General features: G+C 40.8%; 26 protein-coding genes and 1 rRNA gene. 10 read left to right on the top strand and 17 right to left on the bottom strand.

Annotated features, from left to right (window positions below; genetic code table 11):
* Positions 1-3: 3 nt before the first annotated feature.
* Positions 4-627 carry an ECF transporter S component gene (locus tag E6139_RS14675; RefSeq protein WP_316403852.1) on the top strand — a complete coding sequence of 208 codons (624 nt, stop codon included), beginning with the start codon at positions 4-6 and terminating at the stop codon, positions 625-627.
* A 46-nt stretch (positions 628-673) separates the two neighbouring features.
* Here the strand turns inward: E6139_RS14675 and murB are convergent, their stop codons facing one another.
* Complete coding sequence (murB, locus tag E6139_RS14680) at positions 674-1,579, bottom strand: UDP-N-acetylmuramate dehydrogenase (RefSeq protein WP_316403853.1); 906 nt, start codon at positions 1,577-1,579, stop codon at positions 674-676.
* Between the two features lie 85 nt (positions 1,580-1,664).
* Positions 1,665-2,576, bottom strand: coding sequence for a Gfo/Idh/MocA family oxidoreductase (locus E6139_RS14685; RefSeq protein WP_316403854.1), 912 nt, complete (start codon positions 2,574-2,576; stop codon positions 1,665-1,667).
* 281 nt (positions 2,577-2,857) lie between these two features.
* On the opposite strand from E6139_RS14685, the gene E6139_RS14690 reads away from it, so the two are divergent.
* On the top strand, positions 2,858-3,613 hold the full coding sequence (locus tag E6139_RS14690) for an exodeoxyribonuclease III (RefSeq protein WP_316403855.1): 756 nt from the start codon (positions 2,858-2,860) through the stop codon (positions 3,611-3,613).
* A 77-nt stretch (positions 3,614-3,690) separates the two neighbouring features.
* A complete protein-coding gene (locus E6139_RS14695) occupies positions 3,691-4,224 on the top strand; it encodes a 3'-5' exonuclease (protein WP_316403856.1) in 534 nt (177 codons plus the stop codon).
* Between the two features lie 35 nt (positions 4,225-4,259).
* On the opposite strand, the gene E6139_RS14700 is transcribed toward E6139_RS14695, so the two are convergent.
* The 9 genes from E6139_RS14700 to E6139_RS14740 form a co-directional block, all read right to left on the bottom strand.
* Positions 4,260-4,781 (bottom strand): GNAT family protein, encoded by a 522-nt coding sequence (locus tag E6139_RS14700; RefSeq protein ID WP_316403857.1) that lies wholly within the window; start codon positions 4,779-4,781, stop codon positions 4,260-4,262.
* Positions 4,778-5,245, bottom strand: coding sequence for a tRNA (adenosine(37)-N6)-threonylcarbamoyltransferase complex ATPase subunit type 1 TsaE (gene tsaE, locus E6139_RS14705; RefSeq protein WP_316403858.1), 468 nt, complete (start codon positions 5,243-5,245; stop codon positions 4,778-4,780). The genes E6139_RS14700 and tsaE overlap by 4 nt, the downstream gene beginning before the upstream one ends.
* Positions 5,246-5,389: 144 nt before the next feature.
* Positions 5,390-5,848 (bottom strand): PTS glucose transporter subunit IIA, encoded by a 459-nt coding sequence (locus tag E6139_RS14710; RefSeq protein WP_316403860.1) that lies wholly within the window; start codon positions 5,846-5,848, stop codon positions 5,390-5,392.
* A 2-nt stretch (positions 5,849-5,850) separates the two neighbouring features.
* Positions 5,851-6,303 carry a hypothetical protein gene (locus tag E6139_RS14715; protein WP_316403861.1) on the bottom strand — a complete coding sequence of 151 codons (453 nt, stop codon included), beginning with the start codon at positions 6,301-6,303 and terminating at the stop codon, positions 5,851-5,853.
* Between the two features lie 30 nt (positions 6,304-6,333).
* Entirely contained in the window at positions 6,334-7,113 is a 780-nt protein-coding gene (locus E6139_RS14720; RefSeq protein ID WP_316403863.1) for a MurR/RpiR family transcriptional regulator, read from the bottom strand.
* A gap of 64 nt (positions 7,114-7,177) precedes the next feature.
* Positions 7,178-8,509: a 6-phospho-alpha-glucosidase gene (locus tag E6139_RS14725; RefSeq protein WP_316403865.1), complete on the bottom strand. Its 1,332-nt coding sequence runs from the start codon at positions 8,507-8,509 to the stop codon at positions 7,178-7,180.
* 24 nt (positions 8,510-8,533) lie between these two features.
* Entirely contained in the window at positions 8,534-10,123 is a 1,590-nt protein-coding gene (locus tag E6139_RS14730; RefSeq protein WP_316403866.1) for an alpha-glucoside-specific PTS transporter subunit IIBC, read from the bottom strand.
* Between the two features lie 664 nt (positions 10,124-10,787).
* A complete protein-coding gene (pta, locus tag E6139_RS14735) occupies positions 10,788-11,768 on the bottom strand; it encodes a phosphate acetyltransferase (protein ID WP_316403868.1) in 981 nt (326 codons plus the stop codon).
* Positions 11,769-11,925: 157 nt separating this feature from the next.
* Positions 11,926-12,606 (bottom strand): uracil-DNA glycosylase, encoded by a 681-nt coding sequence (locus E6139_RS14740; RefSeq protein ID WP_316403869.1) that lies wholly within the window; start codon positions 12,604-12,606, stop codon positions 11,926-11,928.
* 604 nt (positions 12,607-13,210) lie between these two features.
* Between E6139_RS14740 and E6139_RS14745 the strand changes: the two genes are divergently transcribed.
* Together E6139_RS14745 and E6139_RS14750 are read left to right on the top strand one after the other, a co-directional pair.
* Entirely contained in the window at positions 13,211-14,074 is an 864-nt protein-coding gene (locus tag E6139_RS14745; protein ID WP_316403870.1) for a Cof-type HAD-IIB family hydrolase, read from the top strand.
* 24 nt (positions 14,075-14,098) lie between these two features.
* Positions 14,099-14,620, top strand: coding sequence for a hypothetical protein (locus E6139_RS14750; protein WP_316403871.1), 522 nt, complete (start codon positions 14,099-14,101; stop codon positions 14,618-14,620).
* Between the two features lie 57 nt (positions 14,621-14,677).
* On the opposite strand, the gene E6139_RS14755 is transcribed toward E6139_RS14750, so the two are convergent.
* Entirely contained in the window at positions 14,678-15,283 is a 606-nt protein-coding gene (locus E6139_RS14755; RefSeq protein ID WP_316403872.1) for a GNAT family N-acetyltransferase, read from the bottom strand.
* A gap of 138 nt (positions 15,284-15,421) precedes the next feature.
* Between E6139_RS14755 and E6139_RS14760 the strand changes: the two genes are divergently transcribed.
* Together E6139_RS14760 and E6139_RS14765 are read left to right on the top strand one after the other, a co-directional pair.
* A complete protein-coding gene (locus E6139_RS14760; RefSeq protein WP_316403873.1) occupies positions 15,422-16,489 on the top strand; it encodes a hydrolase in 1,068 nt (355 codons plus the stop codon).
* A 296-nt stretch (positions 16,490-16,785) separates the two neighbouring features.
* Positions 16,786-17,673 (top strand): GNAT family N-acetyltransferase, encoded by an 888-nt coding sequence (locus E6139_RS14765; protein ID WP_316403875.1) that lies wholly within the window; start codon positions 16,786-16,788, stop codon positions 17,671-17,673.
* Between the two features lie 55 nt (positions 17,674-17,728).
* Here E6139_RS14765 and E6139_RS14770 read toward each other — a convergent pair whose 3' ends face one another.
* Entirely contained in the window at positions 17,729-20,146 is a 2,418-nt protein-coding gene (locus E6139_RS14770; protein ID WP_316403876.1) for a hydroxymethylglutaryl-CoA reductase, degradative, read from the bottom strand.
* Between the two features lie 137 nt (positions 20,147-20,283).
* Here E6139_RS14770 and E6139_RS14775 point away from each other — a divergent pair, with 137 nt between their 5' ends.
* The 3 genes from E6139_RS14775 to E6139_RS14785 all read left to right on the top strand — a co-directional run bounded on the left by E6139_RS14775 (position 20,284) and on the right by E6139_RS14785 (position 23,384).
* Positions 20,284-21,435 (top strand): hydroxymethylglutaryl-CoA synthase, encoded by a 1,152-nt coding sequence (locus tag E6139_RS14775; protein ID WP_316403878.1) that lies wholly within the window; start codon positions 20,284-20,286, stop codon positions 21,433-21,435.
* 506 nt (positions 21,436-21,941) lie between these two features.
* Positions 21,942-22,391 (top strand): class Ib ribonucleoside-diphosphate reductase assembly flavoprotein NrdI, encoded by a 450-nt coding sequence (nrdI, locus tag E6139_RS14780; protein ID WP_316403879.1) that lies wholly within the window; start codon positions 21,942-21,944, stop codon positions 22,389-22,391.
* 87 nt (positions 22,392-22,478) lie between these two features.
* On the top strand, positions 22,479-23,384 hold the full coding sequence (locus E6139_RS14785) for a lactate/malate family dehydrogenase (protein WP_316403881.1): 906 nt from the start codon (positions 22,479-22,481) through the stop codon (positions 23,382-23,384).
* Between the two features lie 39 nt (positions 23,385-23,423).
* Here E6139_RS14785 and E6139_RS14790 read toward each other — a convergent pair whose 3' ends face one another.
* The 4 genes from E6139_RS14790 to rrf form a co-directional block, all read right to left on the bottom strand.
* Positions 23,424-23,984, bottom strand: coding sequence for a histidine phosphatase family protein (locus tag E6139_RS14790; RefSeq protein WP_316403882.1), 561 nt, complete (start codon positions 23,982-23,984; stop codon positions 23,424-23,426).
* A 158-nt stretch (positions 23,985-24,142) separates the two neighbouring features.
* Entirely contained in the window at positions 24,143-25,129 is a 987-nt protein-coding gene (locus E6139_RS14795) for an RnfABCDGE type electron transport complex subunit D (protein ID WP_316403884.1), read from the bottom strand.
* 2 nt (positions 25,130-25,131) lie between these two features.
* The gene (rsxC, locus tag E6139_RS14800; RefSeq protein WP_316403885.1) at positions 25,132-26,445 is read right to left on the bottom strand and encodes an electron transport complex subunit RsxC; all 1,314 of its coding nucleotides are present in this window, start codon (positions 26,443-26,445) and stop codon (positions 25,132-25,134) included.
* Positions 26,446-26,626: 181 nt separating this feature from the next.
* Positions 26,627-26,725 (bottom strand): 5S ribosomal RNA (gene rrf / locus E6139_RS14805); the annotation flags it as partial.

Genomic DNA, 26,725 nt, shown 5'->3' on the forward strand with positions numbered 1-26,725 from the left:
CAAATGAAAGAGAAAAATGTTAAAAATTTTACTTTGACTGCGATGTTTTTAGCCATCATGATTATCTTAGCGGTCACTCCCCTAGGTTTCATTCCAATTGGCCCGATCTACGCAACAACGATGCATATCCCTGTGATTATTGCTTCGATTGTATTGGGCCCGCGAATTGGGGCTGGACTAGGAGCCGTTTTTGGTGTAATTAGTTTGGTCAGAGCGACAATCATCATCACACCAATGTCATTTGTCTTTTCGCCTTTTATCGCAAATCCATTAACGAATCAAGGCGATTGGCGTGCCATTATCGTAGCAATTATTCCTCGTATTTTAATTGGTGTGGTGCCCTACTTTGTTTACAAAGGATTACATGCCTTAATGAAGAAAAAGGCCCTGCCAGTTAGTTTATTCATTGCTGGACTAGCAGGCTCAATGACAAATACAATTTTAGTCATGAACTTGATCTTCTTCTTCTTCAAAGACAGCTATGCCAATGTTCTTCAGGTTACAGCGGATGCTGTGTATGGCGTCATTCTGGGAATCATCTTCGGCAGCGGGTTAGTTGAGGCAGCAGTTGCTGGTATTGCGACTATGGGTGTCTGTGCCGTTTTATTGCGATTGATGAAAAAATAGAAAAATGCTTGGCGGAAATCAAGATTGATTTCAACCAAGCATTTTTTTATTTCGGTTCTTCTCCGAGAATCCGCACTTCTGTTTCTAAAGTTACATCAAATTTTTCTTTGATTGTCTTTTGGATATGCGCAATCAACTCAATGTAGTCGGTTGCTGTGGCGTTATTGATGTTAACTATAAAGCCAGCGTGTTTTTCAGAAATTTGCGCTCCGCCCCATACTAAGCCTTGTAAGCCGGCATCTTGGATCAACTTCCCGGTAAAATATCCGACTGGGCGTTTGAAGACACTGCCGCATGATGGGTATTCCAACGGTTGCTTCAACTCACGCAACTCCGTTAATTCCTTCATGCGTTTTTCGATTTGATCGTGATCACCCGGCGCTAGCTTGAAGTTGGCGCTCAATACGATCGCGGGTTGATCCTGAACCGCCGAATGACGGTAAGAGAAATTCATTTGATCTTTATACCACGTTTCAAAAGTTCCGTCAGCTAACAATAAATCGACCGATTCAAAAACATCTTCAAGCTGTCCTTCATAGGCTCCAGCATTCATGAAGACTGCTCCGCCGATACTGCCAGGAATGCCGCAGGCAAATTCAAACCCAGTCAACGAATGATCCAATGCTACATAAGTGGTATCGATCAATTTCGCTCCTGCTTGAGCTGTGATTGTGTCCTCTTCTACACGAATCGTTGTCATATCGGTCAGCATGATTACTACACCGCGAATTCCGCCATCACGAACAATGAGATTGCTGGCATTGCCTAAAACGATCCAGGGAATGTCATTTGAACGACAGTAATCGACTAACGACTTAACTTCCTCATTGTCTTTTGGAAATGCTAGAGCGTCCACAGGTCCGCCGGTTTTTGTAAAAGTATAATTCATTAAAGGTTCATCCAAAAGGATTTTCACGTTTGGTAGTGCATTTGATAATTCTGTAATTTTCACTTTGATAAGCCTTTCTCGTTCATTACGGGTAAATTTTTCAAACATCCTTGCTATTTTAGCATGCTGGAAAAAAACTTACCACCCCTTATAGCTGATGACGAATGTGTTGTCGAAGCATTTGTTCGCACAGCTCATGACTTAACAGAACATTTTCTTGTCGTAAATCAACTTCTTCACCGTTTAATGCCGCAATAAAGCTGACGACTAATTGCTCAAATCCACGTTTTTCCAAGGTCGTTGTCCAATCACCAAAGCGTTGAGACTCTTCAATCGTTCCACGTTTGATCGTCAGATCAGTCAATTGATCTAGAATCAATGTTTGCTCCGGCGAGCTGACTTGATAACGTTCCATTTTCCCACCGCTCATCATATCCATCGATAAAATACATTCGGTGGTCGCTGTCGAAAGCAGCATTTGGGCATAGGTCATTTGGCCCTTTTCTTCGCGAATCTTAGAATGAACACTCATGATTTCATCGTCTAGCAAGTACACTGCGGTATCTACTAAATGAATAAACAGATCATAAATACCGAATTGCGCATTCATTCCATGATTCGGTTCATTTTTCTCTAAATGAATCACATGTTTTTGCGGAAGCTGCTTTAATTGATCCACCATCGGCGCAAATCGGCGATTGAATCCCACCATGAATAGTAGATTTTTTTCTTTGGCTAATTCCTGCAGCTCGCGAACCTCCTGTACATCTTCACTGACTGGTTTGTCGATAAAAACAGCTACACCGGATTCCAGACATTGCTTGGCAATCTCAAAATGGACTTTTGTTGCTACATGGATAAAGCATGCCTCGATTTCTTCAGCCAATAGCTCATCGATCGTCGCAACTGTATTCGCAAAATCATACTCCTGCGAAATTTTCTCCCGCACGTCATCATTACGTGTTGCGAAAATAAATGTTGCTTCCTTGCGTATCTTAGCATAGGTTGGCAGATAAGCTTTCTGGGCAATGCCACCGATGCCGATAACTCCGATTTTCATAAATAAGACTCCTTTCAAGAGCTTTCTTTTTAATTAATCAATTATTGCTGGATAATCCGTCCAACTTCTTTGCTTTCCACCTTATTTTCGTTACAATTAATGCATCATTGAATTTAGGATGTCAGTTCCGCTTTTTGCTGTTTTTTGAAGCTGAATGAATAATGTTTCAAAATCATTGCACTGCAGAGCTAGTGCACTTTAGCGGAATGATATACGTGGTGAGCATAAGTTTCATTTTTTTGAAAAATGATTACTTCAAAACAAAATAGGAGGAATGTACTGTGAAATTAATTTCTTGGAACGTCAACGGTCTGCGTGCCGTGATGAAAAAGAACTTTATGGAAGAATTTAACAAATTGGATGCCGATTTTTTCTGTCTGCAAGAAACCAAGTTACAAGCCGGACAAATCGAAATGGATCTGCCAGGCTATTATGAGTATTGGAACTATGCTGAGAAAAAGGGCTACTCTGGTACTGCAATCTTCACTAAGCACGAACCGATGAATGTGACTTATGGTCTAGGCATTGACGAACATGATCAGGAAGGTCGCGTTATTACGCTAGAATACCCTGAATACTATGTGATCACCTGCTACACTCCCAATTCGCAAAATGAATTAAAACGTCTAGATTATCGAATGACTTGGGAAGAGGCTTTCTTAAATTACTTAAATGGCTTAAAAGAAAAGAAACCGGTCATTTTCTGCGGCGATTTGAATGTCGCACATGAAAATATTGACTTGAAAAACTGGAAAACCAATCAAAAAAATGCAGGATTCACACCGCAAGAACGGGAAAAATTTAGTATCTTATTAGAGAACGGCTATATCGATACCTTCCGCCATTTTTATCCCGATCAAGAAGGGATATATTCATGGTGGAGCTACCGCTTCAACGCCCGTAAAAACAATGCAGGATGGCGGATCGATTACTTTGTCGTTTCTGAAGATCTAAAAGAAAAATTGCAAGACGCGAAGATACACACTGAAATTTTCGGCAGCGACCATTGCCCAGTAGAGCTGGATATCAACCTTTAAAAAGTTTGAAACTTTTCCCGCAGGACTTTCGCCGCTGAATAAAATATGTTAAAACAATGGCGAAGAGGTGAAATCGGTTGAATTTTATTGCAATGGACTTTGAAACTGCCAACTATCAATCGCATAGTGCTTGTTCGCTGGCGCTGGTAATGGTAAAAAATAGCCAAATCGTTGGCGAGTATTATTCTTTAATCAAACCAGAAACAGAGTTTTTCTGGAAAAATATTCAGATCCACGGGATTCATCCAGAAGACGTGGAAAATGCACCGAAGTTTCCCGATGTCTGGCAGGAGATCAAACACTACTATCAGAATAATCGGTTGATCGTCGCGCATAATGCCGGATTTGATACAAAGGTTTTAGCTGGTTGTCTCGATTACTATGATTTAGAGCAACCGTCCTATCTTTCCCTTTGTACCGTGCGTACCAGTCGCCGGTTATTCCCAGAAATGCCGAATCATCGATTGAACACCGTTTGCGAAGAGCTGGCGATTCCGCTGGAGCATCACCATGATGCGCTGGAAGATAGCCGAGCTTGTGCCAAAATCCTATTGTATCAAGAAGATCATTTTGGTGTTGATCCTTTAAAAAAATTAGTACTGCCAATGTAATCAAACATAAAGCGAAGCGCACTGCTTCGCTTTTTTCAATTAATCAATTTACTCATCAGCAAGACATCTAAATAATTCCCTTGACCATCTCGTGCTCCACGTTTCATCGTCGCCTCAGTTTCGAAGCCGAATTTCTGATACAAATGAATCGCCCGCTCATTTCTTTCTTGAACGGTCAATTCTAAACGGTGTAATGGTGAGGCATTCTCACTCCAATAAATCACTTCATCCAATAGTGCCGTTCCCAGACCGATCCCCCAAAATTCCTTCAGTATGCTGATCCCAATTTCACCGATATGGGATACTGTATATTCCGATGCGGCTTTGACAGAAGCCATACCGACGATTTTTTCATCCGCAAGGGCTAATAAAAGCAGATTATTCTCGCTTTCGTATAAGTCCGCTAATTGCAGGCTCAACATTTCTTCATTTAAGCCCAAGCCCACTTCATCCATAATCAAAAAATCTGTTTCCTCGGCGATTTTCTGACTGACCTGTAATAAATCAGCTGCGTCATCCGGGATTGCTTCTCTCAATGTGATCTCGACTTCACTCATTCCGCTTCCCACGCTTTCAAAATTCGTGCCTTAAATTCTTCCGATTGTTTTCCCTTCGCAATTAAATCAACGCGACGCAGATTTTCATCCTGATCATCTTTTGCTAAAACCAATTCCAAATAATCCTCTGGCATATATTCACCTAACTGCTGGCCCCACTCGATCACTGAAAGTCCGTCACCTTCAAAATAATCATCTAAACCTAGATCATCGGCACCCGATTCGATCCGATAGACATCCATATGATAAAGCGGTAAACGCCCTTGCTGATATTCACGAATGATCGTATAAGTGGGACTTTTGATCATTTGATCAATTCCTAAACCTAAGGCGATCCCTTTGGTTAAAGTTGTTTTGCCTGCTCCTAGATCACCTGTTAATACTAAATTGTCACTGGGTTCAGCCACTGCACCAATGATTTTCCCTAATTTTTCCGTGGCCGCTGTATCTATTAACGTTATCACGCTGCTTCCCCTCTTTTCTGCTACCAATTTAGTATAACGATTTAGCCATTGAGAGAAAAGAAAAAGATTCTGTATTCTACACGCAAAAAATGAGTATGATGACTTGTTCATCATACCCACTCTTTTTCTTCTAATAAACTTAGCTTATATTACTTCTTCACCGGCTTTTATCTCTTTCGCTTCGATTGAAAAGTTCTCGTTCGAGCCAGGAAACAGAACCATAATTGTACTTTCTTTCCCTTGCGACTTCAAATAATCTCGATCAATAACAGCCAGCTTTGTCTCTGGTGTGACCTTATTGGGTTCGCTAACAAGGATATCGAAACCTTGACCTTGTAATTCTACTGTATCGATCCCGATATGGATCAGAACTTCTTTTCCATCATTCATTTCGAGTCCAATCGCATGTTTCGTTGGGAAAACACTGGTGACGATTCCCGTAACAGGAGAATAAATATCATCACTGGCTGGTTCGACCGCAAAGCCTGGTCCCATCATTCCTTCAGAGAATACTGGATCATTCACCTCAGATAACGGCATTAATTGTCCCTTCACTGGACTACAAATGGCTGCTTTGCTCTTCTTTTTAAACATAGAAAACATCTTTATGCTCCTTTCATCCTCATCGCAATAAATAAGATAATTACAGTAATCAAACTAATAAATCCAATCGCAAAGTAGAAAATAACCCTCGTGTTACTGGAAACAGGCTGGTTTTCGGCAAACATTTTTCTAGTATAAAAATAGCATAAGGCAGCGCCAATAATATTCCCAGTCAGAACTTGCTGAAACAAACTAAAGGTCAAAAACCGTTTTTCAAATAAGGTAGGCTTGTCCGCCTGTGACCCCATAAAGTACAAACACGCAGCTTGAAAGAGCATCAGAAATGACAGCAGCAATCCTAATGTCAATCCCGGAATCTGAAGAATCAGTTGTTGGATGCTCACCTGTTGATTGAAGCTGACTAAAAATAAATAGAAATAAAAGACCACTGGCATCAGGATCCAATAGCCCAGCAACACATTTCTTTTGACTCTTAAGGATTTAAGCGCTATCATTTTTAATTCTTCCTTTCATGAAAACTAGATTTAATTCGTTGGATCAGTACTTTTATCAAGTGTATAAATACCATAAGAGCGAATCAGATAATCCATCAAACAGCTTAGCCCGATCAATGATTGAGATTGAAGTCTTCTTCTGCCGATAACAAAAAAGTCGCAATAAAAATTTAGATGATACGTGCTGTGTCTTGCAAAATAATTATCTCCAACTGCCGTAACAGCCAGTACTGGAATTTTCCGCATTTCAAACGATGTTAGATTTTCTTTGACTTCATCTGTCTCACCACTTAAGGAAGCAACGACTACACAATCATTTTGAGTGATCATCGGCATCACCATATCCAACTCTGTTTTATTTGGCAAGACCAGTGCCCGTTTATCCACATTTAATAGCATCTTGTAGAACTCGTCGATGATATTTTTTTGAGAAAAACCAGTTGCATAACAATAAATCGTTTGGCTTCGATCAAACATCTCATTGATTGGCTCCAGATTCACTGATTGCATATAATCAATTGTTTTTTTGATATCATCAAGCTGCTTCTCAAAAATATCCTTGTCGCTAGTTTCCTGCTGTTCATTAGTTTCAGTGTGTCGTAAAAAATATTTTAATTCTGAATATCCGGAAAAGCCAAGCTTCTTGGTTGTTCTTAATACTGAAGATTTGGACGCATGAACCATATCAGCTAGCTCCATGATTCCTGAGGATCGGACCTTATCAGGATTTTCCAACATAAATTGTAAAATCTCTTTATCCAACTCACTCAACTCTGCAAAATGTTGGTGGATCAACTGTTCTAATGTCATAATTTTCCCCCTCCTACACTATTATACGTGATGGAGGAGGAAAAAATGTTGTTTTTCATCGCAACTAGCTTAATTCTGGCCAAAATTCTTTGTTCGCTTCAATCAGATCATCCAATAATTCTTTGGCAATCCGGGCATTTGGTACGATTCTTGACAGTGCCAATGCTTGATACAATTTTTGATACGATTTTTCCGCCCAAGCTTCAACCACTAATTTTTCAACCGCAACCTGCTGTTCCATCAAGCCTTTTTGGAAACGTGGAATCTTGCCTTGAGTCAATGGTTCTGGTCCATTGCTGCCCACGACACATGGTACTTCAACCATCGCCGTTTCATCAAAGTTGACGATTGCTCCTTCATTCGGCACGATCAGCAGCATTCTTTCATGGGTGTTATAAGCGATTGCGCGAGCAAGATCGACGATATAACTTGCGTGCTCATCAACCTCTAAAGATGTTCCTTCCGCTGTTCCAGCTTCTGCAATACGGTCGCATTCGCTGAACACGTGCTGTTCACGACCAGCCATTACTTCATTTGCCCGCGTATACTCAGGATTTGCATGTGCAACTTCATCTTGCGGATAGAAGTAGTATTTCAAATAAGTATTCGGCAACGTATCTGGATCTAAAGCGTAAACTTCCTTCGCTTTGGCAAAGGTATGCATCCAGCTGGCATCTGTATGCTGAGATGCCTCAATCTCTTCCGGTAATGAATAGCCGTGATCTTTAACATGCGCTTTGATTTGAGGCATCAAATCATTGCCTTCTTTATCGCGAATATCTGTCCACCAGCCAAAGTGATTCAGACCGTAATAACGAACTTCCATCTCTTTACGTGACTTCAAGCCGATCGAATGCGCCATCCGTTCTTCAATTCCCACAGGCATATCACAAATATTGATGATTTTTGATTCTGGTCTTAATTTTCTGGTTGCCTCAGCCACAATCGCTGCTGGATTAGAATAGTTCAACATCCAAGCATCTGGTGAGTATTTCTCCATATAATCGACTAATTCCAATACGCCACCGATTGAACGCATGCCATATGCGATCCCACCAGGACCACAGGTTTCTTGACCCACAACGCCATACTTCAATGGAATCTTTTCATCTTTTTCACGCATTGCATACAATCCGACACGAATGTGGGCCATCACAAAGTCAACATCGGTAAAGGCCGTTTCCGGATCAGTCGTAGCGACGAACTTGATTTCTGGTGCACGTTCCTTTAATAAAATTTCACAGGCATTTGCTACATGATCCTGACGCTCTTTTAAATTATCATAGAACTTGATTTGTCTAATTGGGAATTTATCTAAGTTATCCAAAAGCATCAAGACGATCCCCGGGGTAAATGTACTTCCCCCACCTGCAATGACAATTGAAAATTTCTTCATTTCTAAAATCTCTCCTTTAATTTCCTAGTTTTCTGTATCCATCAGTGTTTCAAACTGTTCTCTGACCTGCGGCACATCCAGACCAACGATAACCTGGAAGGCATTCCCGTTTCGAACAACGCCGTGTGCTCCACCTGATCGGAAAACGTCATCTGGTTGAACAAGCTTTTCGTCTTTGACAGTGATTCGCAAGCGAGTGGCACAGTTATTGACCTTCTCAATATTCTCTGCTCCGCCAAAGCCGTCTAGATAGACTGCTGCTTGTTCAGTATATTGATTCGCACCCTCAAGTACAGGTGCGTTGCCGCCTTGTTTTGCTTTGTAATCTTTTTTTGAATATAGTTTAATATCTTGCGAATTTTCTTCCCGACCTGGCGTTGCTAAATTAAACTTAAGTATCAAGAAACGGAAGACGAAGAAGTAGATCACAATAAACGCAAGTCCGATAAACAATTGGATAAAGATCATGCTCTTATGATTCTGGAACAACGGGATCCAAACCTTCGCCAATAGATCGATGAAGCCCCCGCCCATATCTCCTACAACACCAAAGCCATACATAGTTGCCGCCATAGTTGCGGCTAAAAGAGCGTGAACTGCGAAAAGCGGTGGTGATACGAATAGAAAGGTGAATTCCAATGGTTCGGTTATCCCCGCTAAAACTGCGGTTAAGGTTGCTGGAATAAGAATCGCTAAAACTTTCTTTCTATTCTCTGGTTTAGCTGTAAAGTAGAAGGCTGCTGCAATACCAGGAGATGCGAATATCTTAGAGTTGCCATGCAAAGCAAAACCGCCCTCTGGGAATAACTGCTTCAAAGGTGTTGTTGTTTGCGCGAATTCCTGCAAATGTCCCATCCAGTACTTGGTAATTCCTTCTTCGACAACTGCTGGACCATAAACAAAAGGTGTGTAAATAAAATGATGCAGTCCAGTAGGTATCAGGATTCGTTCTAAAAAGGTATAGAGCCAAACGCCGAAGATTCCTGCGCTTGCCAGAAAGCCTTGCAGAGAACCGATTCCTTGTTGAACTTTCGGCCAGATCAGACAAATCAGAAAAGCAATCGGTAGCATTGCGAAGAATCCCAAAATAACAACGAATGACGATCCTTGAAAGATTCCTAGGAAGTCTGGCAGTTTCTTTTCAAAATAGCGATTATGCAGAAAGACAACAATTGCTGAGATAAAAATTGCACCAATAATTCCGGTATCTAGTGTTTTGATTCCACCAATTAATTTAAGGCCACTTTCTCCTCCAGGATCAGCTGCAAAGTTTACTCCGAAAAAATCGCCGAAGTATTCAAGCATTGAGGAAATAAAATAATTACAGGTGGTATATACAACGAATGCCTCCATCGCCGCTCGAGCATTTGCTTTTTTTGCTAGCCCAATCGATAGCCCGATCACGAATAATAGCTCCATCTGATTGAAGACCGTCCAGGCACCATTTTCTACAATACTCCAAATGGAATACCAGGTTGTTCCTTCAGTCGCGATGCTTCCAACAAGCATAGGATTCTTGAAAATGATACAAAGTGCCACCATTATTCCCGAAAATGAGAATAACAGCACCGGGGTAAACATCGCCCCTCCAAAGCGCTGAATCTTTTCCATCATGACAAAAACACATCTCCTTCCAATAAGTTCTTCTTCCTGTTTACACTTTTGACTATACAGGCTGTAAAAAGCGTTTACAATACTATGGGATAAGCTAGGGAATTTTGTTCCATCCTTGAACTAAAGTGTCTAGCGCTGGGAAATTTCCCAGTTGCTCACAATTAGCTAACTATGGATGAGGTTATTTTTCCATGAATACGATCCGACTATACTTCCCGTACACTAAACTTCCTTAACTAACAGACTTTCCATCAACCTTTGCAAACTGCGAAAAGTCGAACTCGCAGCTATCTCTTTTTAAGGTATTCATTTTTCTAAAGTTCAGAAAAATGAGTCTTATTATCGTTTCGCATATCATTCTGCTACACTTCATAATCAGGTTCTTCCTAGATGAAATTAACTGATTTCGATCCTTGTATACTACGAAAAGCAGAACTGACAGCTAACTCCTTTTTAGGTATTCATTTTTCTAAATACCAGAAAAATGACCCCTATTTTCGTTTCGCATACGATTCGACTATACTTTCCATACTTTATATTGCCTTAACAAATAGACCTTCCATCAACCTTTACAAACTGCGAAAAGTCGAACTCGCAAAAAAAGCAAGAATTCGAATGGTCTCGAATTCTTGCTTTGCTGTCTTTTATTTATGACGAATAAGCTTTAATCCATCAGTGATTGTGCTGCTGTGATGATTGAAAGTTTGTAAACATCTTCTTCATTTGAACCACGAGAAAGATCAGAGATTGGTTTGTTCAACCCTTGTAGGATTGGTCCAATTGCTTCAAATCCGCCAAAGCGTTGAGCAATCTTGTAGCCGATGTTTCCTGATTGTAATTCAGGAAATACAAAGACAGTCGCTTGTCCAGCTACTTTTGAATCAGGTGCCTTTAATTGTGCGACACCTGGAATGTAAGCAGCATCGAATTGTAATTCACCATCAATCAAATAATCTGGCGCCAATTCTTGGGCGATCTTTGTTGCTTCAGCCACTTTTTCTACTTCAGGAGATTTTGCAGATCCTTTTGTTGAGAAGCTCAACATGGACACTTTTGGTTCGATATCGAATAATTCAGCCGTCTTAGCTGATTCTACAGCGATTTCTGCTAATTCCTGTGCAGTTGGATTGACATTGATTGCACAGTCGGAGAATAAATATTTCTCTTGGTCGCGGCCGCGAACCATCAAGAACGCTCCACTTGTACGGCTAATGCCTGGTTTTGTTTTGATAATTTGTAATGCTGGACGAACAGTGTCGCCTGTTGAATGGATCGCTCCAGATACCATTCCATCAGTGATGCCCATATAAGTTAACATTGTACCAAAGTAGTTTTCATCTTTAAGAATTTTTTCAGCGTCTTCCTTACTGACTTTTCCTTTACGACGTTCAACAAACGCTTCGACCATCTCATCCCAACGATCAAAATGATCTGGATCAATGATCGTGAAGTTGCCTAAAGCGATTCCACGAGCGCCAGCAGCTTTCTCGATTTCAGCCAAATTACCAATCAAAACTGGTTCAACTAGTTCCTCTGCTTTTAGACGAGATGCGGCGCCAAGAATACGTGCGTCAGTTGCTTCAGGAAATGCCACTTTAATGTTGCGACGAATAATCTTAAATTTCAAACTATCAAATAGATCCACGATAAAACCTCCAGATATTTATTTCCTATCTATCATACAACAATTCTAATGAAAAGAAAAGGACAGAATAAAACCTCTGTATCACTGATTAAAATCTAGTAAATATGAATTAAGAGGCTTTTCACAAACTGTCTCTATAACAGAAACCGTTGTCATACTACACTGTTTCAGGCAACTGCCAATCAATCGGTGATTCGCCCCATCCGGTCAAGATTTGATTGGTTTTTGAAAATGGTTTTGACCCTAAGAAGCCGCGATGGGCAGATAGTGGCGAAGGATGAACAGATTTGATGATTGCATGCTTAGTCGTATCGATCATCTTGATTTTTTCTTGCGCTGGTTTCCCCCATAAAATGAAGACGATTGGTTTTTCACGTTCATTCAAGCGCTCAATGATTGCATCGGTTAGCTGTTCCCAACCTTGACCGCGATGTGAGTATGCCTGACCCTCACGCACAGTCAATACGGTATTAAGCAGGAGCACACCTTGTTTTGCCCAACTGACAAGATTACCATGTTGAACTGGAGGAATTCCTAAGTCACTTTGCATCTCCTGATAGATGTTCCGTAATGAAGGAGGAATCTTCACCCCCGGCTGTACAGAAAAAGATAAGCCATGGGCTTGATCGATTCCGTGATAAGGGTCTTGTCCTAAAATCACGACTTTGACTTGATCATATGGCGTTAATTCCAGTGCCTCAAAAATATGATACATATCAGGATGGATTTTTTGGGTACTGTACTCTTGCTTCAAAAATTCCCGCAGTTTCAAATAGTATGGTGCTTGAAACTGATCGGCTAAAACATTTTGCCAATCATTATGGATGATTTCTTTCATGTTAGACACTCCTTAATCGTATTAATGTATTAATTTTTCTTTCAGAAAAATTAGTTTGATGCTCATGCCGTATACCATTATGCTAGGTATTTCTTACTCTAACATGAGTAACATTTGAGGATTGACATTGAACAAAGTGAACTGCGAAAAGCAGAACTGGCATCCTTAATTGTATTGATGTATTAATTTTTCTTTCGGAAAAATTAGTTTGATGCTCATGCCGTATACCATTATGCTAGGTATTTCTTACTCTAACATGAGTAACATTTGAGGATTGACCTTTGAACAAAGCGAACTGTGAAAAGCAGAACTGGCATCCTTAATCGTATTGATGTATTAATTTCTCTTTCAGAAAAATTAGTTTGATGCTCATGCCGTATACCATTCTGCTAACTATTTCTTACCATAACACGAGTAACATTTGAGGATTGACATTGAACAAAGTGAACTGCGAAAAGCAGAACTGTCATCCTTTGTCTCTGATATTATTTCTGCATACTGAGCTGTGCAAATAATTCTTTTTAAAGAATAATCTCGACATGGTTATCCGCTCTGGGATTATGGTACACTATCCGTGTATGATAGGAAAGCTAGGTGAATAATTTTGATAAAACTCATTGCCTCTGATATGGACGGTACACTGTTGAACGATCAAATGCAAGTCCCGACAGCAAATATCGAAGCCATTCAGAAAGCTCAAGCTCAAGGAATTGAATTTATTACAGCAACTGGACGCGGAATGAGCCATGCTAAAATCTCATTAGATGAAGCAGACATCCATGTCCCGATGATTTTATTAAACGGCGCTCATGTTGTGAATGCTGAACGAGAAACGATTTTTACGATTCCGATCGGCAAAGAAAAAACGTTTGAAGTCATGGATGCTCTTGAAAATGCCGATCTTTATTATGAGATTTTTACTGCTGAACATGTCTATTCTTCAAATCAGCCGATGCGGATCGAGTTTTTCTCTGAGCATATAATAGATAGAACGCCAGGTATTTCTAAAAAGATGGCGATTGCCGCTTCTTCTCGACATTTATCGCTGACGCCGATCACTTTTGTTAAGGATATGCGCCAAACGCTCATTGATAATGACGAAGATGTGCTAAAAATCATCGCCTTTGATAAAAATGGACCCGAGCAACTTAAGGTGGTCACGAGTGAATTAGAAAAAATGGGTGACCTTGCGATTGCAGCTTCTGAATTAACTAATATTGAGATTAATCATGTCAATGCGCAAAAAGGCATCGCATTAAAACAGTTCGCTGAAGAACGCGGCTTTAACGCTGATCAAGTGATGGCCTTAGGCGATAATTTTAATGATGTCAGTATGCTGACATATGCTGGTACCAGCTTTGCAATGGGCAATGCCGCACCGGCGATCAAAAAAATTGCGAAGCATGTCACTGATACGAATGAAGAAAATGGAGTAGCAACGGCAATCGATCGAATCCTTTCTGAATAATAAAAATCAAAAGGTGTGAGTAACATGACTGAATTTTTTATTCAAGAAAAACAATTAAGTTCCACCACACGAACGATCGTCAAAGATAACAAAGGTGTCCCGCTGTATTTAATGGTAGGTCATTGGGGACGAAAAGGAAACGTCCTCTCGCTCTATGCAATGGACGGTCATATCGTAGCCTATATCAAGCAAGCCAGTGTGATCTTTGGCCGCAAATTTGAGATTTATTATGAGCACACAAAGGTTGGTGTGCTTCATAAAATTTTTCATTGGCCAGGGGATTTTTACTACATACAGCAGCTTCACTGGGCAGTCTATGGAGATATTTACAACCATAAATACAAAATTAATCACTTTAACCAATCGATTATGACGATGGATAAAGCCACTCTGTTGACTGGCGATTTCTACGTCTTAGATGTCACCAATCCCGATGACGCCCCAATATGTATTTGTGTGGCAGCGATCATGGATTACTGGCTTTATAATCGCAATAGAAATAAGGAACCAGAAACAATTTTAGAAGTCACATTTTCACAGAATTAAGTAAAACGGCTAAAACTTTGATTAAAAGTTTTAGCCGTTTTCTATCTCCAAAGTCTTTCATAAATCGTTTGAACTGTGACGCTTAATTCGATCAAATCCTTTGACCTCTCGCTGCATATGATCATACAAATGACCGCTGATCATTATTTCACCGACGTCTTTAAAACCATCGCGCAAATACAAGCGCTTAGCATTCGGATTGGCTTTGTCTACATTTAGACCAATAACTTTTTCGCCTTCATGAGTCGCTAGACGATCCACTGCTGTTAATAGTTTTGATCCTATTCCCTGTCCGCGGAATTTTTCATCCACAGCAATCGAATCCAAATACCATTCATTTGGAAAGGCTTCTGGATCGATAAACATCTGAACATCTTCAGTGATCCCTTGTGATCGCAAATAATTTTCCAATGGCAAATCAATGATTGCTTCTTTGTTGGCGGGATAACCGAAAACGGCTCCCGCGATCTCACCGTCAATCTCTTCAACTAATCCTCGTGCGTAGCCAAAACGGTAAGTCGGATCTTCAAAGCATGCAGCGATAACTTCCAGAGCTTTCTCTTCACCGAATTCATCTAAAAAATCTAGCTCCATATCTTTTAAAATAACCAGTATTAGTTTGGCGACGGCTGTCCCATCTTCTTTTTTGGCAAATCGAATCATTTTAAAACCTCGCTTTTAATAACGTTTATTACCTACCCTCTAGTGTACCACGAGAAAAATTATTTCGAAAGCCAGGAACTTTGTGAATGCTTGAAAGTCTGCTATGATATTTTTGAATGAAAGACTAGGAGGAGTATTATGAAAAAAATATTGAAGATTGTATTTGGGATCATCATTGCAATCATCGTGGTCTTGGGCGGCTATTTGATTTACTTATTCGCCAGCTATGACCGTCAATCCGATAATATCACCCTGAAGCCTGATAATCAGCATAATCAAACGTTAGAAACAAATAAAACTTATCGAGCAATGAGTCATAATATCGGCTATGGCTCATATCCCCCAAGCTACAGCTTCTTTATGGATGGCGGGAAATATTCGCGCGCATACGACCAAGAGACTGTTAAGGAAAATATGCAGGGAATCGTCGGCACAACTAAAGAGCTGAAACCGACCTTTGCTTTCTATCAAGAAGTCGATCAAGACGGTGATCGCTCGCAACATGTGGATGAAGTGGCTTATTTGAAGAAACACTTAACAGACTACAACAGTCTTTATGGACAGAATTATGATTCATCTTACTTATTTTATCCTTTCACTGATCCAATCGGGCAAGCAAAATCCGGCTTGGTCACTTTGAGTCAAGCTGAGATCACCAGCAGTAAACGTTATTCCCTGCCGATCGAAACAAATTTCAATAAATTTTTCGATTTGGATCGTGCCTTCACTGTTAGCCGCGTTCCAGTCAAAGGTGGTCATGAATTCATTGCAATCAATACGCATTTATCGGCTTTTACTAAAGATCGCTCTATCCAAGCAGCGCAGTTGAAGAAGATTTTTGATGTAATGGAAAGTGAATATAAAAAAGGCAACTACGTATTAGTCGCTGGCGATTATAATCATGATGTTTTAGGCAATAGTCCGGAAGTCTTCAACACAAGTAAAAAACGTGAAACGTGGACGCATCCGTTTCCAAAAAATCAATTACCGGCTGGCTTTCATCTTCCTACTGGTAAACTAGCTGAAGAAAAAGTACCTTCTGCTCGAGCGTTAAACGAACCCTACAAAGAGGGAAAGACTTATACTACTCTGATTGATGGTTTTCTCGTTTCAGATAATATCAATGTAGAGGCTGTTCATGTCAAAGATATGCAGTTCAAATACTCTGATCATAATCCGGTGTATTTAGATTTTGATTTAAAATAATTAAACAGCAGAAACTTTTAAGCTAAAAAGTTTCTGCTGTTTTTCACTAATTGATTTTGCCTAGTCCCCTTGTTACAATTATAGAAACAACGAAAAGGACTGTTATCAATGTGGCATTTTGTCTTCAATATTCGCACGGTTGCTTTACTCCAAACCAGGAAACTACAGTAGATGAAACATTGTTTGGAGTAACGATAAAGATTTGTTTCATCGCCCTTTTAAGAGCAGAATTAGGTGCTCTTTATTTAATGTGGCTTAAAAACGATCCTTATCGATAAAATTGGAGGAAGAATGAAATGTTGAATATTAAGCAAGTCAATCAAAATAACAAAAATGACATTGAAGCGATGATGGTAGTTTGGGAATCTTCAGTAGTTGCGACCCACACTTTTTTGACAGCAAAAGATGTTGAAGCGCTAAAACCCGAAGTGAGAAAATATCTAAAATCGATTGAGCACCTTTATGGTTATTACGATCAAGAAATCTTAGGATTTATCGGCATTGAGCACGAAAAAGTAGAAATGCTTTTCGTCAGCGGAGAAGCCAGAGGAAAAGGTATCGGAAAGAAACTGCTTAAATTCGCGATCGATTCTTTAAAAGTAAAATATGTCGATGTGAACGAACAAAACTCGCAAGCGTTAGGTTTTTACCAGCATATGGGTTTTCATGTAAAGGATCGATCCGAATTTGATGAACAAGGCATGGCTTTTCCTATTTTACATCTAAAAAAAATACGGATCGAAGAAGTTGTTTCTAATAAGAAAAAATATTTAGACCTGCTTCTTTTAGCTGATCCGCAGGAAGACATGATTGACCGTTACCTTGATGACGGTCGCATGTTTGTATTATATGATGATGATTTGAAGTGCTCGGCCGTTGTCATCGAGTTGAATGAGCAGGAATGTGAGCTGAAAAATATCGCGACTGTCCCAGCTGCACATGGACAAGGCTATGGCAGAGCTATGATCCAGTTTTTATTCCATGAATTTCTAGGTCAATATCAAACGATGTATGTCGGAACTGGCGATGAGCCTGGGATATTAGACTTTTATCAAAAATGCGGATTCCACGAATCACATCGCGTGAAGAACTTTTTCACCGATAATTATCATGAGCCGATCATTGATCAAGGGGTAAAATTAGTCGATATGGTTTATCTGAGGGCTGATTTCAAGAAGTTTTAGCAAAAAAGGGGTAAGATCACGAAAATTGATCTTACCCCTTTTTATATCGACTATTTTATGCTTGGCGAAGCTGCTTGATAATAGTCTCAGCTGTTGCAAGGTTCATTTGCTCGGAACGGCGTAATAACCTAGACACTTGAGGAATTTCATTTTCAGTAGCTCCTGCTGTAATAGCCAGTGAACGACTCTGCATCGCCATATGTCCTTTTTGGATTCCGTCGGTCACTAAGGCACGGACCGCTGCCAGATTTTGTGCTAATCCGACAGCTACAATCATCTCACCTAACTCCGCAGCAGATGTAACCTCTAATAGTTTCAAACTCAGTTGAGCTTTTGGTAAGACTTTGGTCGCGCCGCCGACAATCCCGACTTTCATCGGTAAAGTCAGTTTCCCAACTAGTTTATCCTCTTTGATAGACCAATCAGTTAATCCCTCATAACGCCCATTTCGAGCAGCATAGGCATGACAGGCTGCTGCCACAGCACGTGTATCATTTCCAGTTGCCAGGACCACTGCGTCAATACCATTCATGATCCCTTTGTTATGGGTTGCTGCACGATATGGATCGAGTTTGCTGTATTCGCTGGCAGCAGCGATCTTTTCCGCTATCTCTGGTGTTAGCTGCTTTATAGGAATCTCACAGCGTGCCTCAATCAATGATTCTGTCGCATAGTTGCTCAAAATGCTGAACAAGATATCCGCATTAGGAATCAATTGTCTCAACTCTTGCGCTACAGCCTCCAACATCGTATTCAGAATATTGGCGCCCATTGCATCTTTCGTATCAACGACTAAATCAAGTGAAAGATAACCTTCTTCAAAAGTCCGCACGTTTATTGACTGCAGACCGCCGCCGCGTTGATAAATCGAAGGATAACTTTTTTCAGCTGCAGCAAAAAGAAGTTTTTTATTTTCATTTATCGTTTTTTTTACTGTTTCAAAATCTTTGATATTACGTAAAACAACTTGACCCACCATATCTTGATTGATTACACGAGTTTGAAATCCTCCGGCTTTTGCGATGATCTTCCCAGCGTTGCTAGCTGCCGCAATCACCGAGGGCTCTTCGGTAGCCATCGGGATTAGTTTTTTTTTACCATTAATAACAAAGTTCTGCGCGACGCCTAAAGGGATCGAACATTCACTGATTTGATTTTCAATCAAGTTATTCGCGATCTTTTCCGGTAATACCGTTTCAGATTCCAGTCGCGCTGCCTCATGAGCGGATAACTTTTTTTCCTTCACCAGCTTTGCTAGACGTTCAGTTCGGCTCATCTGGTAGAATTTTTTTTTTGCGGTTTCTTGATCCTCTGCTTTCGTGATCATCAAGGCCAAACCTAGACCGCCGCCGATACAAAGGCTAGCTACACCGCGTTGCTTGTCTTCTTGGATCAATTCTGAAACTAAGGTTGCAACAATCCTTGTCCCGCTAGCGCCGATGGGATGACCTAAAGCAATCGCACCGCCATAAGTGTTGATCTTTTGATCTGACAATTTTAGTTCTTTTTGCACCGCCACTGAAGCTGCCGCAAAAGCTTCATTGATTTGGAACGTATCAATTTCATCGATTGTACGATTGACTCTTTTTAATAATTTATTGATCGCTGAAACAGGAGCCATTCCCATAATACTTGGATCAATTCCCACTTCGCTGTAATCATTGATAACAGCCAAATAGGCTAAGCCTTGTTCGATGGCATAAGCTTTTGAAGCGATGACAATCGCTGCAGCACCATCATTTAATGTTGAAGCATTTGCAGCTGTTACAACACCATCTTCTTTAAAAGCTGGCTTCAATGAACTGATTTTCTCTAATGTCGAATCAAAGCGGATCCCTTCGTCCTCTCGCAGCGTACTTCCATCTGCCAATGCGACTGGAACTATCTCTGATTCAAATTTTCCATCTTTACTTGATTTTACCGCCTTCATTTGTGATTCGTAGGCATACTGATCTTGCATCTCACGAGTAATTTTGTATTCACTCGCGACTTTTTCTGCCGTCAGTCCCATGTGTTTACCACTAAAGGCATCGGTCAAGCCATCATAAATCATGCTTGATTTTGGCTCTTGCCATTCCTGTGTGGCATAATCGAAACTCGTTACTTTGGGTGCTTGAGACATATTTTCTGTCCCACCAGCAACAACGACTTGGGCTTCGCCTAATTGAATCTGCTGCATTCCGAAAATGATTGATTTCATGCCTGATCCGCAAACTTCATTAATTGTGGTCGCAGGGATTTCATATGGAACTCCTGCTTTGACAGCTGACTGACGTGCCACATTTTGTCCATTACCTGCTTGTAAAACATTCCCCATAAACACTTGTTCCACTTGATCTGCCTTGATTTCCGCGCGTTTGATCGCCTCTTTTATTGCGATCGCACCGAGCTCGACGGCTGAGACGTCTGCTAGTTTGCCTTTATATCTGCCAATTGGTGTTCGTACAGCGCTCAAAATAACTATTTCTTCCAAGGGTGCACCTCCAATGTTATCTTTAAAAATCAGATGTAAGTATAGCATAGATAGTTTTATAATTTCTTAAGATTCAAACTTAACTAATTATGACCTTTCTATGATATATTTACCTTTGGAAGAAAAGGAGGAGCAATATGAATATAGGGATTGATAAAATCAGTTTTCACGTACCAAATTATTATCTTGATATGACGGACCTAGCAAACGCCCGTGAGACTGACCCCAACAAATTTCACATTGGTCTTGGACAAGATCAGATGGCAATTATTCCTGAGACACAAGACATCGTTACTTTAGGGGCAAGTGCTGCTGCAAAAATTCTTACAGATGAAGACAAAAAAGACATCGACATGGTAATCGTCGGAACTGAATCGAGTACCGACTTCTCAAAATCTGCTGCCGTAATCATTCATGGTCTGTTAGATATTCAACCATTTGCTCGTTCATTTGAAATAAAACACGCCTGCTACGGCGGAACTGCCGCTTTACAACAGGCTCACGATTATGTCACCTTACATCCCGATCGCAAAGTTTTAGTGATTGCAGCTGATATTGCCAAGTACGGGTTAGGTACTGGCGGCGAGCCAACTCAAGGCTGCGGAGCTGTTGCTATGCTGATCACCAAAGAACCAAAATTATTGGCCTTTAATAATGACAGTGTCTTCTACTCAGAAGATGTCTATGATTTTTGGCGGCCAGCCGGTCATGACTACCCATTAGTGGATGGTCATATGTCCAATCAAGTCTATATTGATTCATTCACTCGCATTTGGGCGCAAAATAAAAAAGTGAATCAGACAGACAGCACGGACTATGCTGCCTTGAATTTCCACTTGCCTTATACGAAAATGGGACGCAAAGCCTTGCGCGCGATTTTCCCAGAAATGCCTGAAGCAGAACAGCAACGACTAGAAGCTCGTTATGATGAAGCCGTTGTTTACAGCCGTACAGTCGGAAACCTTTATACTGGTTCGTTATACCTTGGCTTATTATCATTGCTGGACAACAGCGATTTGAATGCTGGTGATCGCATCGGGATGTTCAGTTATGGTTCCGGAGCCGTAAGTGAATTCTTCTCTCTAACCTTGATGGATGGATATAAGCAGCATTTGAACAGTAAAGAAAACCAAACGCTGCTCGCAGAACGTAAACAGCTTTCGGTGGATGAATATGAAAAGATGTTCAGTGAAAAATTACCGACTGATGGAGAAACGTATACGTTCTCTGATCCGACTGATTATGCTATCAACAAGATCAGCGGCGATATTCGTTACTACAATAAATAAATCATCGAAAAAGGCCAGCTGAGTGATCAGCTGGCCCTTTTTTAGGCACAAAAATAATCTAGCAGGTCTAATGGCTAAGTGTTTTTTCTTCATTCCAGATTTCTGGAATATTTACACCCTTTTCTAGGTCTTAAACGTCTTTTTGTTTGAATTTCGTTTAAGCCTCACCATTAAGTGGAGAAATGGTTCTACTGTCTACATTTCTCTTCCCCGCTAGATTAGAATAACTTGGTAAGGAGACTTCAAATCCCTACTTCCTTTCTGCCATTTCGGCATTCACTTTGAAATGAACACTGCTTCCGTTCATTCCTGTTGTATCATTTTACAACCTTAGGGACCTACCCCTTACACCTATATTTATACCATATTTTAAGATTTTTTGCAACCGTTTACAATATCGCTTAACTATCTTTTTTCGTGTTATAATCTTGAAGTTAGAGCTGTCATTGTGACCTAATTTTTTTGTTAAAATTACGGTCATTATCAAATTTAGGAGGAATTCATTTATGAATATTTTGTATATATCGATTTCAGGAAATACTCGAGCATTTGTCAAACGTTTGGAGGCATATGCTGAAGAACAACATCAGCTAGATTCAGCAAATCCTTTAATTTCATCTAAGGAAATCTCAGAAAACAGTCCCTTCGCAGTCGAGAATGATCCCTTTTTTACTTTCGTTCCAACATATCTGGAAGGCGGCAATGGGGTTGATAATGGGGATACTGAAATCCTCACTGAGGTTATGCGTGAGTATCTTGAATATGAGGATAACTACAAAAAATGTCTTGGTGTTGTCGGCAGCGGGAATAAGAATTTCAATTACCAGTATTGCTTAACTGCGAAACAATATAGCGAAGCTTTTGGCTTTCCCTTCTTAGCGGATTATGAACTGAGAGGTACCTCAGCTGACTGTGAACGCGTGTATCAAATTCTAAAAGACAAGACATCAAATTAATCATTTACTAATTATTCTATTGACTTTTTCTCATGTTAAGGGCATTCTTTTAAAAATGGTAAATTCTATGAGAGAGGCGTGTTGCAATTGAGAAAAGTCGCAATTATTGGAGTAGGACATGTGGGAAGTACGACAGCCTATACCTTGATTTCAAAAAATATAGTGGATGAATTGGTTCTATTTGATTCAAAGGATAATATTTTACAAGCAGAGCTGAACGATCTAATGGATGGACAAATGGAGCAAAATAATCAAGTTCGACTAATTGGTCCAAATGTGGCTGAACTGGCGGACACGGATGTAATCATTTTTTCTGCTGGCGATATCTCCATTTTTGAAGGAAACCCCGATCGCTTCGCTGAATTGGATTTGACCAAGACGATCGTGGAGGAATGGGCACCCATCATCAAGGACTCCGGCTTCAAAGGCATTCTATTGAACATCACGAATCCTTGTGATGTGATTACTCAGTATCTGCAGGAATTGACGGGCTTTCCGCGGGAACGGGTCTTTGGTACGGGCACCTCTTTAGATACAGGACGAATGAAACATGCCGTCAGCAAAAGTATGAAGGTCCATCCTTCAGCCATTGATGGGTATGTGATCGGCGAACATGGTGAAAGCCAATTTGTTGCCTGGTCCAGTGTAAGAATTGGCGGCGTGCCAATTACTGAATCGTTGACGGCTGAAAAACTAAAAGCATTGGATGAGGCTGCTCGTGATGGGGGGTGGGTTACCTTTAGAGGGAAGGGCTACACCTCTTATGGTATCGCGATTCAAGCCGTACGAATCGTTGAAGCGATTTTGAATGATAATCACCTTGTTGTACCAGTTAGCCATTATCGCTCGGCTGAGAGCTGTTACGTTGGCTCTCCTGCAAAGGTTTCGCAACAAGGGATCAGTGAAAGCTTTCCAATGAACCTTTCAGAATCCGAAGAGAAAAAATGGCAGCATACGATCCAAACGATCCATTCCATGCATGAGACGATATAGAATTAAAGTAAAAAAGGCGGGACACGAAGTCCTGCCTTTTTATGCGCTTTTGATTATTGCGGCAATTTTTTTCCAATCAAACCCGATCAACTTCGCGTTTGGTGTACGATAATTAAAGACTTGCTCGTTATCTAGGGGTTCAAAATAATTCTTGATCGCACGGATCACAGAATTGTGACAAACCAATAAATAGATATTATCTGAATCCTGCTCCAGCTCTTCCAATAACGGAACGATCCGAGCATAAACATCCATCAAAGACTCGCCATTTGGATAACGGACTGCAAATTGCGTGCGGAGCTTTAGATAGCCGGGTTGCTCATCACTCGTTCCATCATAATCACCATAGTCTAGTTCGATCAAGCGTTCATCGACACTCATCGGCAACTGATTCTTTTCTCCTACAATTCGTGCTGTTTCACGGGCTCTTTCTAGTGGAGAATGAATGATTTTAGTAATCGGAACTTCTAGCATTGCCACTTCTTCTGCTAATAAAGCGGCCTGCTGATAACCTTCTTCCGACAAAGCAATATCGCTTCTGCCAGTAATAATCCCCTGTTTATTCCATTCGGTTTCTCCATGTCGTGCTACATAAAGCAAATAAAACAATCCTCTCTATCATGAAAACTGAAAAATCTCGTAACAATGATGTACGCGATTTTCAAAATATTTCGTGTAATAAACTGGTAATAGCCAGTGACTTTACCACTTTATCATTAGAATGAAAGAACGTCTACTTTTTTTACTGAAAAGATTTGCTAGTTTTTCACGCCATAAGCTCGTGGAATAATCAGGTGATCAATCAGCGGAACAGAGCAGTTCATAATTAACAAAATGAAGGTCATTCCCTCTGGCATTGAACTGAAGGTTCTCCACGCCATCAGCAATACTCCGCAGCAAATGCCGTAAATAATTTCTCCTCTAGATGTTGTAGGTGAGGTACTGTAATCTGTTGCCATGAAGAAGGCTCCTAACATTGTTGCTCCGCCAAAAACATGAGCAAATACAACTGTCGAGTCGCCTTTTCCGATTATAAGCGCAATGACGATTACTGTACCAATCATGCAAAGAGGAATATGCCAAGTGATCACTTTTTTATATAGTAGGAATAGTCCGCCTAGAAGCAGCAATATCGCAGTCGTCTCCGCATTTTTTCCGGCGATTAGGCCAGTCAAACTATCCAGCATCTGTCCGCCGCTCAGGCTTTCACCGGCTTTCGCGTTCATTAACGGTGTGGCTGAAGAAACAACGTCTAACCCACCTGTAGAAAAAAGTGGCTGAGGCTGTACATTGGCTGACATTTCCTTTACAAAAACCAGCCTTAAGACCGCACGACCAGTTAAAGCCGGATTCAACAAATTGCGACCGATTCCGCCAAAAAATTCTTTTACAACGATGATGCCGATTGCTCCGCCTAGAACGGGATACCACAATGGAACACTTGCCGGCAGACTCATCGCCAGCAAAACACCCGTCACTGCCGCTGAATAATCTTTGGGTAAAGTATTTTTTCGAAACTTAAACCAAAGGAATTCTGCGAGCAAGCAAGTTCCGATCGCAAATAAATATAGAAGCAGCGAACGCACACCAAAGAAAATTATCGAGGCGATCACACTGGGCAGCAGTGCTAATAGTACCATCTGCATGATACGATCTGTTTTTTCGTGAAACAACAAATGAGGCGACGCTTCCATCATGGGATAACGTGGGCTGCGCAGATCTTCAAAAGAACGGTTTTCATCCATAACTATGCCTGCCTTTCTTTGAGCTTTTGCTGCCCAGCAACGATGTGTTCAGCTAAATGCCGGCGTGCTGGACAAATGTAGGTACAGCAGCCGCAATTGATACAGCTGTCCACATACAGCTTCTCCAAACGATCCCAGTTTTCCTTCAAGTAGCTTTTCTCCAACTGATGAGGCAAAAGACCGATTGGACAAACTTCGACACAGCGAGCACATAGGATGCAAGGACTTGGTGTAATGTCTTCATCGTGGGTTTCATTAATGACGATCAGCCCATTTGCTGATTTCGTCAAAGACGCTGCCAGCGTATCCACCGTTTTTCCCATCATAAATCCGCCCGTAATGATCTTAGAGGGTTTCCCCTCAAAGCCATTACAAAAATCGATCATATCTTCGATTGAAGTGCCGATTGGAAAATAAACATTCTTTTGCTTTTTTACATCTCCTACCACTGAGCAGATTCGATGACTCAATGGAATTCCAGGATCAATCGCTTCGTAAACAGCCGCTGTCGTCGCTACATTGATGATCAAATAACCCAAGTCTCGCGTTGATCCATCTGCCGGAGCTTCTTTGCCGGTGAGGACTTTGAAAAGCATCTCGGTACTGCCTTGGGGGTACACAGATGGGACTTCAACTACCGAAAGCTGCGGAACAGTTTGACACAATTTTCTCATGACTTCGATCGCTTCTTGCTTATCATCCTCGATTGCAATGATGCCTTCTTTTGCCGCTACCGCCTTCAGTACCAATTCGCAGCCTTTGAGCAGCTTCTCTCCCTGAGTAACCATTAACGCTGCATCAGCCATTAATAATGGTTCACATTCTGCCCCATTGAAAATACAGGTATGGATATCTTCTTTAGGATTAAGTTTTACATGGCTAGGAAAGGTCGCTCCGCCCAAACCAACTACGCCTGCCGCTTCGACCCGCTCTACGATCATTTCTGGAGTTAACTCATCGATTGTTTCATGATGGATCTCACGAGGTTCTTCACGAAAATCATTTTCGATAATCACGCAGGTCATCTCATCTCCTTGACCTTGATCGATTGTTTTTACGCCGATAATCTTACCAGAGATGCTTGCATGAACATTCGCGCCTAAGCCCTCACCCATTTTGGCAATCGGCTGTCCTAAAAAGACTTTCTCACCAACAGAAACGATTACTTCCGCAGGATCTCCAATATGCTGCTGAACTGGGATATAGACTTTTTTAGGATGGATACTCTCCACATTTTTATAATTATCTATTCCTCTCAGATGCAAGGCTGAATCTTGATGCAAATCAATGCCGCCTTTAAATACTCGCTTAACCATCACATTCCTCCAATATTCTTCGTAATTTTAGTATAACATGAACATTTTTTAGCTAAAAATAATAACCTATTATTCGAAATCGAGAATGTGATAATAAAAAAAGTGACTACGATGTTTTTTATCATCGCTGTCACTTCTTCAATAGAAAAAAAGACTACCCACAAAATGGATAGTCTCAGTTGCGTGGCGACGTCCTAATCTCACAAGGGGCAACCCCTCACTACAATCGGCGCTAAGAAGCTTAACTTCTGTGTTCGACATGGGAACAGGTGTATCCTTC

Origin of the sequence: Enterococcus sp. (genome assembly GCF_032555305.1) — a bacterium.
Lineage (GTDB): Bacteria > Bacillota > Bacilli > Lactobacillales > Enterococcaceae > Enterococcus_A.

Coding starts and splice junctions, on each gene's coding strand:
- E6139_RS14675 (WP_316403852.1), top strand. CDS start 4: ATGAAAGAGAAAAATGTTAAAAATTTTACTTTGACTGCGATGTTTTTA.
- E6139_RS14685 (WP_316403854.1), bottom strand. CDS start 2,576: ATGAAAATCGGAGTTATCGGCATCGGTGGCATTGCCCAGAAAGCTTAT.
- E6139_RS14700 (WP_316403857.1), bottom strand. CDS start 4,781: ATGAGTGAAGTCGAGATCACATTGAGAGAAGCAATCCCGGATGACGCA.
- E6139_RS14710 (WP_316403860.1), bottom strand. CDS start 5,848: ATGTTTTCTATGTTTAAAAAGAAGAGCAAAGCAGCCATTTGTAGTCCA.
- E6139_RS14715 (WP_316403861.1), bottom strand. CDS start 6,303: ATGATAGCGCTTAAATCCTTAAGAGTCAAAAGAAATGTGTTGCTGGGC.
- E6139_RS14720 (WP_316403863.1), bottom strand. CDS start 7,113: ATGACATTAGAACAGTTGATCCACCAACATTTTGCAGAGTTGAGTGAG.
- E6139_RS14725 (WP_316403865.1), bottom strand. CDS start 8,509: ATGAAGAAATTTTCAATTGTCATTGCAGGTGGGGGAAGTACATTTACC.
- E6139_RS14730 (WP_316403866.1), bottom strand. CDS start 10,123: ATGATGGAAAAGATTCAGCGCTTTGGAGGGGCGATGTTTACCCCGGTG.
- E6139_RS14740 (WP_316403869.1), bottom strand. CDS start 12,606: ATGAAAGAAATCATCCATAATGATTGGCAAAATGTTTTAGCCGATCAG.
- E6139_RS14750 (WP_316403871.1), top strand. CDS start 14,099: ATGACTGAATTTTTTATTCAAGAAAAACAATTAAGTTCCACCACACGA.
- E6139_RS14755 (WP_316403872.1), bottom strand. CDS start 15,283: ATGATTCGATTTGCCAAAAAAGAAGATGGGACAGCCGTCGCCAAACTA.
- E6139_RS14760 (WP_316403873.1), top strand. CDS start 15,422: ATGAAAAAAATATTGAAGATTGTATTTGGGATCATCATTGCAATCATC.
- E6139_RS14765 (WP_316403875.1), top strand. CDS start 16,786: ATGTTGAATATTAAGCAAGTCAATCAAAATAACAAAAATGACATTGAA.
- E6139_RS14775 (WP_316403878.1), top strand. CDS start 20,284: ATGAATATAGGGATTGATAAAATCAGTTTTCACGTACCAAATTATTAT.
- nrdI (WP_316403879.1), top strand. CDS start 21,942: ATGAATATTTTGTATATATCGATTTCAGGAAATACTCGAGCATTTGTC.
- E6139_RS14795 (WP_316403884.1), bottom strand. CDS start 25,129: ATGGATGAAAACCGTTCTTTTGAAGATCTGCGCAGCCCACGTTATCCC.
- rsxC (WP_316403885.1), bottom strand. CDS start 26,445: ATGGTTAAGCGAGTATTTAAAGGCGGCATTGATTTGCATCAAGATTCA.